The sequence below is a fragment of the Aquimarina rhodophyticola genome (assembly GCF_042434915.1).
Lineage (GTDB): Bacteria > Bacteroidota > Bacteroidia > Flavobacteriales > Flavobacteriaceae > Aquimarina.
This window is the reverse complement of the sequence record NZ_CP170198.1, coordinates 763137-774271: the sequence shown is the minus strand read 5'-3', so window position 1 is coordinate 774271 and position 11135 is coordinate 763137. Positions and strand designations below refer to the sequence as shown.

Sequence of the window (11135 nt, the reverse complement as noted above, 5' to 3'; positions counted from 1 at the left end):
AATGATACTAGTATTTGGAGGAACTACCGAAGGAAAAAAAATAGCAGCACTGCTACAGGAAAAAGAGATCCCTTTTGTGTACTCTACCAAAACCAATATTTCGTTTGAAACAACCAATATTGCAAGCTATCGGTATGGTGCATTGACCCAAGTACTTTTAAAACAATATATTGTTGAGCATAGAATTCATACAATCATCAATGCTGCTCATCCATTTGCTGAAATACTTCATACCACAGTTGCCAAAGTAGCTGAAGCTTTACAAATACCTGTTATTCGATTTGGACGCAAACTACTTCCCAAAACAAAGCATCCCTTGGTTTCCTATGTTGGTACCTACGCTGCTGCATTAGAAATATTAGAAAAAAATAAGACTTTATTAGCTCTCACGGGTGTGCAATCAATCAAAAAACTAAAATCATGGTGGCAACATAACACTACTTATTTTAGAATCTTAAACAGACCCGAATCCTTAGCTATTGCAAGTCTTGATAATTTTCCTAAATCACAATTGATTCTAGGCTTACCTTCTTCAAACTTAGATGAAGAAATTGCCCTTATCACAAATAAAAATATAGCTTATATTCTTACCAAAGAAACTGGCAATAGCGGTTTTTTAAGTACTAAAATTCAAGCTGCATTGCACACTAACACAAAAATACTAATTATAACACAACCTGATCTTCCTTCGTATTTTAAACAAGTATTTAATGAAGCTGAAGTCTATGATTTATTAGTATCTACACAAGCTGTCTCATCACTACTAAAAAATCCTATCGTATGAGTTTGAGAGAACCACCAAAAGGTCCTTTAAAAGATGGATTTACGACTGGTACCTGTGCAACAGCAGCTGCAAAAGCAGGACTACTGGCGATTATTCATCAAAAAAAGAATGCCTTTGTTAATGTACATCTTCCTATTGACAAACAACTTACAATACCGATTCATCACTGTGAATTCACCAAAACTACTGCCAAATGCTCTGTTATTAAAGATGCAGGTGATGATCCCGATGTAACCAATGGAGCAGAAATCGGCTGTATCGTAAAATTAATACAACAAAGGGATATTCTCTTTTTTGCTGGAGATGGTGTTGGTACTGTTACTCTTAAAGGATTAGAACTTGCTATTGGTGAACCTGCAATTAATCCAGTGCCACGCAAAATGATTACTACTGCTATTCAAAAGCTTCTGCATACATATGATTTGGAGTGTGGTGTTGCCGTCACAGTGTTTGTTACTAATGGTAAAAAATTAGCAAAACGTACGCTCAACGAACGGGTTGGCATAGTAAACGGTATCTCAATCTTAGGAACTACAGGGATTGTAAAACCTTATTCTGCTTCTTCTTATATCGCTAGTATTGTTCAAGGGATTGATGTCGCTGTTGCTAATAAATCCAAAGAACTCGTACTTAATTCGGGAGCTAGGAGCGAAAAGTATCTAGCAGACAAATTTAAGCACCTACCCGAATATGCTTTTATTCATTACGGAAATTGGATTGGTGAAACTCTTGATAAAATTAATCACTCCACTATTAATAAAGTAAGTATTGGTATCATGCTTGGTAAAGCGGTAAAACTTGCTGCTGGTAAAACCGATACCCATAGTTGTGTTTCTAGTTGGGATAAAGACTTTATAATAGAGTTAGCAAGACAAGTAGGTTATACACAAGCAGATAAAATTAGAGCTTTATCTATGGCAGGACGGTTGGTAGAATTATTCGAATTTAATCAAAATTCACCCTTCTTTCAACTCGTATTGGCTCACTGCTATCGACATACTCATATAAAAATAAAACAGGTAATCTTAGATATTTACCTTATTCACAAAGACGGAACACTTATTAAATACATTAAAAAATGACAATAGTTTCTTTAGTACGACCTTTAATGGCTGGTATTTTGCACTCCTTTGAACCCGATCATGTAACCGCAGTTTCTGTATTGGCCACAGAGAATGCTATTAACAATAAAAAGGTTAGTTTTAAAACCGTATGTAAGGCATCACAATGGGCATTTGGTCATTCGGTTACCCTTTTACTATTTGGTGGTGTAGCATTGCTTTTTAAAAGTATGGCCTCATTGGTAATTAATGATATGTCATTTTATGCCGAATTAGCCGTGGGACCTATAATGATATGGTTGGGCATCGTTGCCATCAAAAGAAATCATGTGATTAATACGATGGTAAATGAGCATAAAAAAATTGAACCACACGAACATGAACTCTCTAATCCAATACATCTACATGGTACAAAAGGCGAAGAAATTGCCGTAAATCCAATGAACAAATCATTTTGGATCGGAATGCTCCATGGACTTGCAGGTACTGGTGGTGCTTTGACATCGGCTCTTATCTTAAGTAGTACATCGCTAAGCGAGGCAGTTCTAATCCTAGTTATTGAATCTTTAGGAATCATAGTGGCTATGGGAGTTTATAGTTATGTCTTAATTCATGTGATGAGTCGGTTCTTGGAACGTAATTTATCGATTTTTAAATGGATGAATGCAATTGCTGGATCGGCGTCGATCGTAATAGGAATTATATGGCTATATAAAGGTATTACTCAATTATGAAACAAAATAAGAAGCAACAAAATTTTCCTTTTTCTGCTGTAATTGGCCAAGATAATTTTAAGCTAGCACTTATCTTAAATTTGATAGACCCGCTCATTGGCGGAATTTTGGCTGTTGGGGATAAAGGAACAGGAAAAACAACTTTGATCCGATCGCTGTCGAATCTAATGGGAGATTATCAAAAATATCCTTTTGTAAATTTACCAATTGGCGTTTCTGAGGACAGACTTATCGGTAGTGTAGATTTAGAACAGCTTATCAATACTAAAAAAGAAGTAGTAAATCTCGGTTTGATGGCACAGGCACATCAAGGTATATTATATGTTGACGAGGTAAATTTATTACAGGATTATCTAACCGATGTTTTATTAGATGCTGCTGCTTCTGGTAACTATTACCTAGAGAGAGAAGGTTTATCTCGTACTTTTGATAGTAGATTTTGTCTTATTGGATCTATGAATCCAGAAGAAGGAAGCCTGCGACCACAATTTAAGGATCGCTTTGGTTTAAGTGTTACTGTAACTACACCTACAGATCCTGTAATACGTCAAAAAATAGTTAAACAACGTTTTAAATTTGACAATAACCCAACTGAATTTATTGCTAATTACAAAGAAAAAGATGTAGTCATTTATAAGCAAATTATCGCTGCTAAAAACATTTTAACTTCTGTTAAAGTCACTGATTGGATTATTGAATACTGTAGTCGTCTGGCTATCGCACATCATGTAGAAGGTTTGCGAGCAGATATATTGTTAGTAAAAACAGCAAGGGCATTTGCCGCTTTTAATAAGTCTTTTGATATCAAAATTAGCGATGTTGATACAATTGCCAAATTTGTGTTGGATCATAGAAGTACAAAAAGCCCTTCTAACCCTAATAAATCTCTAGAAAATCAAACCCAGCAACCATCCGAAGCACCTTCAAAAAAAAGTTTTCCTACAGAAGAAAAGATTGGTGTTTTAATTCCTCAAAATACCTTTCATAAACTAAAGGAAAAAACTACTAATACCTTTCAGGAAGGAGCAAGTTCAATTCATAACCCCAATAGTAAACTTTTGGTTTTGGATACAAAAAAAACCGTAAGTCAATATGTCGCTACCGACAAATTTGAATTAAAGACAAAGCGAAAAGCCACCTTTTTAAAGCAGCATCATATATTTTTAATTGATTCTAGCGGCTCTATGCTAAAAGATCAAATTATAGCCTATGCAAAAGGAAGTGTTTGCAAGATTGCAGTTGCAAATAAAAAACAAAACACTCAGTTTTCTATTATTTCTCTATTTGATGGAGAAGCACAATTAATTACTAAACAAACGACTCTTCTACAAGAAGTTGAAACATATCTAACTACACTTAAAACAGGAGGAAAAACAAATTTAACTGCAGGTTTTAGACAAGTAAAAGGGTTATGTGCAGCTATAGATTCCGTTCATAATCTGCACATAATAACCGACGGTAAATTGAATACAGGTGATACTGTAGAGGATGTTGTATTGGCTTTTAAAACCTATTGTAAAGGAATTCATAAAACTCACCTAATCGATGCTGAAAAAGGAATGGTGAGGATCGGACAAGCTAGAGAACTTGCGGATCGTATTGCGGCGACCTATGAACATTTAATATCAGACATTTTCTAAATTTTGTGCTTTGACTAAACAATTTATCATATCAGCTCCCAGTAGTAATGCAGGCAAGACAACCCTTACACTAGGGTTATTACGTCTTTTTAAACGTAATGCTATGAATGTCCAGCCTTTTAAAGTTGGACCTGACTACATCGACCCAAAATTTCACAAATTGGCCTGTGGCAATGTGGGTGTCAATCTGGATATGTTTATGATGACTTCGAGTGAAATACAAAACAATCTAGATAATTATGGTAAAGAAGCTAGAGTTCGTTGCATTGAGGGGGTAATGGGCTTGTTTGATGGATCACATAAGGATAAAGGCAGTACAGCCGATCTGGCCAAAAACTTAAAAACCCCTGTTTTAATGGTTATTGATGCTAAAGCTGTAGCCTATTCTGTAGCCCCTTTAATACAAGGTTTTAATAGTTTTGATAAGGATGTACAAATCATGGGAGTTATTTTTAATCGTGTTGGATCAGAAAGACATTTTCATATGTTGAAGGAAGCATGTAATGATATTGCAGTACCCTGCTTCGGTTATCTGTCCAATCTCAACGCTATTGAAATTCCATCACGTCATCTGGGATTAAATATTGATGAAATTGAAAAATTTGATATCGTAATCGATCGAATAGCCGATCAATTAGAAAAAACGGTTGATTGGAAGGCTATCATAGCAGCTTCAAAAGAAGTTAAGCCTTCACAACGTACTTCGGTAAAAAAAGCATCTAGACAGCCAATAAAATTTGCTGTAGCCCGTGACGAAGCCTTTAACTTTATCTATCCTCAACATGTTAAAGCAATGCGAGATTTAGGAGAAGTTCAATTTTTTAGCCCAATACACGATCTTAAAATACCAACTAGTGATTTTTTATACCTTCCAGGGGGGTACCCAGAATCTTATCTTGAAGAACTAAGCCGTAACAAACATATGTTGTGTAGTATTAAAGAGTTTGCGCATAATAATGGTCGCATATATGCAGAATGTGGTGGTATGATGTATTTAGGAAAAGCTATTGTTTCTGAAAAACAAAAAGCCTATCCAATGGTTAGTTTTTTTGATTTTGAGGCTACCATAGCCTTTAAAAAATTGCATTTAGGATATCGTGTTTCCGAAATGAATACTCATACGTTTTACGGACATGAATTTCATTATTCAAGTTTAATTAACTTGAAAGAAGCCGCATTAGACATACACATCAAAGATGCACGAGCTAACAATACAACAACAAAAATTTATAAAAAACAACGCGTAATAGGCTCTTATGTACATCATTATTTTGGTACATCAGAACTTCTCTTAAAATTAATTAACGAATTAAATAATAACACATGAAAATTTACACACGAAAAGGAGACAACGGGAGTACTGGAGTTTTTGGAGGTAAAAGAGAATTTAAAAATTCTGCGAGAATTGAATGTATTGGCACCTTAGACGAAGTAAATTCGACTATAGGATTGTTACGTGCTCAATTAGGCAATGATCACGAATGGCAACCTAATTTACATAGAATTCAAAAAGACATGATGAATATGATGTCACATTTGGCACGCCCTTCAATCTCTAAAAAAGTAAATCCCAACCCAGAACCTATAGATGGAGCTCAGTTTTGTGAGACTTGGATGGATGCTTTAGAAGATAGTATCAGTTCTCCTTCAGATTACTTTTTGTTACCCGGTGGTAATGAAATATCGGCACTTTGCCACGTTTGTCGTACTCAAACCAGAAGAGGTGAACGCTACTTGGTTACCTTAATGCAAGAGGATCCAGAGTGTGTGCATGAATACATTATGAGCTATATCAATAGATTATCTGATTTATTTTTTACTATGGCCAGAGCCGAAATGGATAAGCATGGTGTGGCAGAAGAAAAGTGGAACTTGTTCTTATACAAAAGGAAAAAGAAAACCACTTAAATTTTATCTATGATGAACGTAGTGTTTGAGCGTATTATAAACTCTCAAGCAGCATTTTATTAAACAGAAATTACAAAATAAAAATATGAAAAAAATACCGATCACAATAGTCACTGGATTTTTGGGTGTAGGAAAAACAACTTTAGTACATAATATGCTTAAAAATGCTAATGGTAAACGTATTGCCGTATTGGTCAATGAGTTTGGAGAAGTAGATGTTGATGGACAATTAATTGCTACGGCAGAGTGTGATGAGGATGAGTGCAACTTAATTCAATTACCAAACGGTTGTATCTGCTGCACCGTGCAAGAAGAATTTTTACCCTCTATGCTGCAATTGTTAGAGCGAAAAGAAGATATCGATCACATAGTCATAGAAACTTCTGGATTATCAATGCCTAAACCATTAGTAAAGGCAGTAAACTGGCCCGATTTAAAACCTCATATTACGATTGATTCAGTTATTACCGTGGTAGATGCTGTAGGAATAGCCACGGGAGAAATTTGTGACAGAGAACGTGTTCAAAAACAGCGATTAGCAGATGACTCATTGGACCATGAAACACCCATCGAAGAACTTTTTTTAGATCAGTTAACATGCGCTGATTTGGTGCTTGTTAGTAAAAGAGATTTAATCGATACTCAAAAATTTGAAGAAGTATTAGCAATAATTACTGCTAAAGCCAGGCCTAATACTAAAATTATTCCTGTTGTAAAAGGTGTGTTGGATAATACATTATTGTTAGGAATTGAAGCATCTGCTGAAGATGATGTGGCTAATCGACATTCAATTCACGAAACGCACCATGAACATGGCCACCACCACCATCATAATGATGATATCCAAAATACGTTACTCCAATATAACGAAACAACAGACATTAAGGCTCTAATTGAAACTTTGAAAGAACTCGTTGCAACACATGAAGTTTACAGAATCAAAGGATTTGTTAATATACCTAACAAATCAATGCGTATGGTATTGCAGGGAGTAGGTACACGATTTGAATATTATTTTGATCGACCTTGGAGAGAAAATGAAGAACGTAAAACAAGCTTAGTTGTAATTGGTAAAGGAATTGAAGGATTAAAATAGATAAGTACGCCTTATTTTAACGTATACTAATAAAATATTAAAAGATACAATATGCATTTAATCTCTACCCTACCAGGCGGCTGGAATCCAAACGATGACGGTGTGTTTTATATCGATCAATCTCCAGGAGACATGGTATTTTTGTCTGCTGCTGATTCTGATTTATTCATGATGAATAAGGCGTATAAATTAGTATATGAGGCTAATAATGCTATCCCTTCTTTCCGTTTTGCTAATCTTAGTTATTTTAAGCAAGAACTAACCATAGATACGTATGTAGACGAGGTGATCTCAAATGCCAAAATAGTTGTACTCAAACTCTTGGGAGGAAAAGCATATTACAATTATCTCTGCGAAGCTATCGCTCTGTGTTGTGAAGAAAATAATATCCAACTGCTCTTTTTACCAGGGGATAGCAAACCAGATTTAGAGCTGATGCGATCATCTACACTACCATTAAAAGAGGTTGATCGTATTTGGAAATATATTCAGGCTGGTGGTATTAAAAATTGCCAAACTGCTCTGCAATTAATAAGCTCTCAAATTAGACAAATCAGCGTATTGCCAAGTACTTTAAAAATCATACCAGATTTATTTCTATATCATCCAGATGTAGGTATTTATAATATTTCAATACACCCAAAAACACAAAAACAAGCGATAATCATTGGATATAGGAGTTACTATCTATCCGATAATCTAGCACCTATACATAGCATTATTGAGCAACTAGAAGCGAACGATATTTCGGTAACTGTTTTGATGGCTACAGGCTATAGAGAATCTAACATTCAACAACAAATTTTTGATTTACTAAAAAGTTATCAAACAGAACAGCCTCAAATTATTATTAATACAACTGGTTTTAGTCTCCAAGGTTTTCACGACTCAACACAAAGCCTATTTGATGTATTCAATGTTCCTGTTATTCAAGCCATAATGGGAAGTTGTAATTATGAAAGTTGGCTAGAGGGAGATTTTGGATTACCCCCAACCGATATCGCAATGCATATTGCTTTACCAGAAGTAGATGGCAAAATCATATCCAAAGTGATTTCTTTTAAAGAATCGTTAGAAAAAGACACGTTAACCGACTCTGAAGTAGTAATCTACACCCCCCATAACGAAGGCTGTAAATTTATTGCTGATATGGCTAAAGCTTGGATCAATTTACAGACTAAAAAAAATGCTGAGAAAAAAGTTGCATTAGTGCTTCCTAACTATCCTAATAAAAATAGTCGTTTAGCTAATGGTGTCGGCTTAGATACACCACAAAGTACTTTACACATATTAACCGAATTGGCTAAGCAACAATATAGTTTAGCTCCTGATTTTCCTAAAACGACCAAGGAACTTATCCATAAGCTAACCAATAGTATTACCAATGAGGTAGATACTATAAACTCTATAAATGAGCGTCATGCTATCAAATTAGATGTAACAACTTTTTTTTATCATTATAATAACCTATCAGATACACTTCGCCAGACAATAGAAGAACAATGGGGTAAGCCTACTCAATCCCCTAATTATCAGCAAGGTTTTTTTTTAATTCCAGGTTTTATTTCCAAAAACATATTGGTAAGCATTCAGCCTAGTAGAGGTTATAATTTAGATTTACAGGCAAGTTATCACTCGCCAGACCTACCACCCCCTCCAGCATATTTAGCTTATTATTTTTGGTTACAATATGTTTTTAAAGCAGATGCATTGGTACATATAGGTAAACACGGTAATTTAGAATGGCTCCCTGGTAAAAGTGTAGCTTTGAGTAAAGATTCATGTTTTCCTGCAGCCATACTAGGTTGTATTCCGCATTTTTATCCCTTTATCATCAATGATCCTGGCGAAGGAACTCAAGCCAAAAGAAGAAATCAGGCAGTAATACTAGACCATTTGATTCCACCAATGACTCGTGCAGAAAATTACGGTGATTTATTAAAATTAGAACTTTTAATAGATGAATTTTACGAATCTGCACTAGTCGATAAAAAACGAGCTACCTTACTGAAAACGAAGATAGAAAAACTTGTAAACACCTCTCATCTTAAATCTGATTTAAATCAAGATGGCAAAGATATTGATGCCTTATTAGAAGTGATCGATGGGTATTTGTGTGAATTAAAAGAATCTCAAATTAGAGGAGGTCTGCACATTTTGGGTACTTTGCCAAAATTAGAAAAACTAGAAGATCTAATTGTAGCTTTACATCGATTGCCTCAAGAAAATTGTAAAGGTATAACACAATGTATAGCCAAAGACCTACAGCTCAATTTTGATCCGTTAAATGTAGTTTATTCAGATATTTTGAATAAAGATTTTCTAGGCATCCATTGTCGAACCTATGGACAAGCTGTTGAACTCTTAGAAAATAAAGCAAAAAATATTATTCGTCAAGTATTACGTAATGAAACGCCCAAAAACATTGGTTTTTTTACAGATCAATTAGTAACATACATAAAAAATAAAAGTTTACCTATTCTAGAAATGACACGCAATGAAATTTCTAATTTAATTAAAGGGCTAAACGGTTCATACATTCCCGCTGGAGGGTCCGGGGCTCCAACTAGAGGTCGTATCGATATTTTGCCTACGGGGCGTAACTTTTATTCTGTCGATGTACGTACAGTTCCATCAGAAACAGCTTATCAACTAGGCCAAAAGAGTGCGCAAAATATTATAGATCGGTATTTACAAGAAAATGGCGAATATCCTACCGCCATCGGACTATCGGTTTGGGGAACTTCAACCATGAGAACTAGTGGGGATGATATCGCACAAGCTTTGGCTCTCCTTGGTGTTAGGCCTGTTTGGCAGGGAAGTAATAGACGTGTAAAAGATTTTGAAATCATCTCTACCTTAGAGTTAAAAAGACCACGAGTTGATGTCATGTTACGAATTTCTGGCTTTTTTAGAGATGCATTTCCTGATTTAATTTCTCTCTTTAACGCAGCGGTTGAAAAAGTAGCTGAATTAGATGAAACCGAAGAACAAAACCCTATTAAAAAACGTATTAAAGAAGAACAAGGCCAATGGAAAGAAGCAGGTTTATCTGAACAACAAGCCCGTGAGCGAGCTCATTATCGAGTTTTTGGATCAAAACCAGGGGCTTATGGTGCTGGTTTACAAGGATTAATCGATGAAAAAAATTGGTCAACGTCAGACGATTTGGCTAAAGCATATATCAATTGGAGCGGGTATGCTTATTATGGTAAAAATAATAGTGGTACATCGGCTCATGAAACTTTTGAAAAAAGATTATCATCGATTGATATAGTAATGCAAAACCAAGACAATCGAGAACACGATATTTTAGACTCTGATGATTATTATCAATTTCAAGGAGGCATGACAGCAGCCGTAAAAAAAATAAAGGGTTCGCAACCAGCAATCTATTTTGGAGATCATGCTCGACCAGAACACCCAAAAATTAAATCTTTAAAAGAAGAATTACTTAAAGTATTTAGGTCACGAGTTGTTAATCCTAAATGGATGCAAGGTATGCGAGATCACGGCTACAAGGGAGCATTTGAAATGGCTGCCACCATGGATTATCTTTTTGCTTATGATGCTACAACCCAACTCATTGAAGATTTTATGTACCAACAAATTACCGAAAATTACTTGTTTGATAAGCAAAACAAAGCTTTTATTCAAGAACATAACCCTTGGGCTTTAAAAGATATGTCAGAACGAATGCTAGAAGCTATACAAAGAGGAATGTGGGAAAATCCATCAAAAGAGACAGTTGAAAATTTAAAACATCTCTACAAAACATCTGATGCCATTTTAGAATAAAAATCAAGACACTGTTTCTTTAACCTACTAGAAAGTATGGGAAAAAATAAATCCTATCTAGAATAGGTAGCAATATAAAAAAGCAAGGTAGTAATATCAATTACTACCTTGCTT

General features: G+C 35.1%; 8 protein-coding genes. All 8 read left to right on the top strand.

Annotation, left to right across the window (positions count from 1 at the left end; all coding sequences use genetic code 11):
* Nucleotide 1: 1 nt before the first annotated feature.
* Nucleotides 2-784, top strand: coding sequence for a precorrin-6A/cobalt-precorrin-6A reductase (locus ACE939_RS03320; protein WP_378187363.1), 783 nt, complete (start codon nucleotides 2-4; stop codon nucleotides 782-784).
* Nucleotides 781-1866: a cobalt-precorrin-5B (C(1))-methyltransferase gene (locus tag ACE939_RS03315; protein WP_378187362.1), complete on the top strand. Its 1086-nt coding sequence runs from the start codon at nucleotides 781-783 to the stop codon at nucleotides 1864-1866. The genes ACE939_RS03320 and ACE939_RS03315 overlap by 4 nt, the downstream gene beginning before the upstream one ends.
* Nucleotides 1863-2579 carry a hypothetical protein gene (locus ACE939_RS03310; protein WP_378187361.1) on the top strand — a complete coding sequence of 239 codons (717 nt, stop codon included), beginning with the start codon at nucleotides 1863-1865 and terminating at the stop codon, nucleotides 2577-2579. The genes ACE939_RS03315 and ACE939_RS03310 overlap by 4 nt, the downstream gene beginning before the upstream one ends.
* A complete protein-coding gene (locus ACE939_RS03305) occupies nucleotides 2576-4219 on the top strand; it encodes an AAA family ATPase (protein ID WP_378187360.1) in 1644 nt (547 codons plus the stop codon). The genes ACE939_RS03310 and ACE939_RS03305 overlap by 4 nt, the downstream gene beginning before the upstream one ends.
* A 10-nt stretch (nucleotides 4220-4229) precedes the next feature.
* Nucleotides 4230-5546 carry a cobyrinate a,c-diamide synthase gene (locus ACE939_RS03300; protein WP_378187359.1) on the top strand — a complete coding sequence of 439 codons (1317 nt, stop codon included), beginning with the start codon at nucleotides 4230-4232 and terminating at the stop codon, nucleotides 5544-5546.
* Nucleotides 5543-6127, top strand: a complete 585-nt coding sequence (locus tag ACE939_RS03295; protein WP_378187358.1) for a cob(I)yrinic acid a,c-diamide adenosyltransferase — start codon at nucleotides 5543-5545, stop codon at nucleotides 6125-6127. The genes ACE939_RS03300 and ACE939_RS03295 overlap by 4 nt, the downstream gene beginning before the upstream one ends.
* Before the next feature lie 85 nt (nucleotides 6128-6212).
* Complete coding sequence (gene cobW, locus ACE939_RS03290; RefSeq protein ID WP_378187357.1) at nucleotides 6213-7223, top strand: cobalamin biosynthesis protein CobW; 1011 nt, start codon at nucleotides 6213-6215, stop codon at nucleotides 7221-7223.
* Between the two features lie 51 nt (nucleotides 7224-7274).
* On the top strand, nucleotides 7275-11021 hold the full coding sequence (gene cobN / locus ACE939_RS03285; protein WP_378187356.1) for a cobaltochelatase subunit CobN: 3747 nt from the start codon (nucleotides 7275-7277) through the stop codon (nucleotides 11019-11021).
* The last annotated feature ends 114 nt before the right edge of the window (nucleotides 11022-11135 follow it).

Coding starts and splice junctions, on each gene's coding strand:
- ACE939_RS03295 (WP_378187358.1), top strand. CDS start 5,543: ATGAAAATTTACACACGAAAAGGAGACAACGGGAGTACTGGAGTTTTT.
- ACE939_RS03320 (WP_378187363.1), top strand. CDS start 2: ATGATACTAGTATTTGGAGGAACTACCGAAGGAAAAAAAATAGCAGCA.
- cobW (WP_378187357.1), top strand. CDS start 6,213: ATGAAAAAAATACCGATCACAATAGTCACTGGATTTTTGGGTGTAGGA.
- ACE939_RS03315 (WP_378187362.1), top strand. CDS start 781: ATGAGTTTGAGAGAACCACCAAAAGGTCCTTTAAAAGATGGATTTACG.
- ACE939_RS03310 (WP_378187361.1), top strand. CDS start 1,863: ATGACAATAGTTTCTTTAGTACGACCTTTAATGGCTGGTATTTTGCAC.
- ACE939_RS03305 (WP_378187360.1), top strand. CDS start 2,576: ATGAAACAAAATAAGAAGCAACAAAATTTTCCTTTTTCTGCTGTAATT.
- cobN (WP_378187356.1), top strand. CDS start 7,275: ATGCATTTAATCTCTACCCTACCAGGCGGCTGGAATCCAAACGATGAC.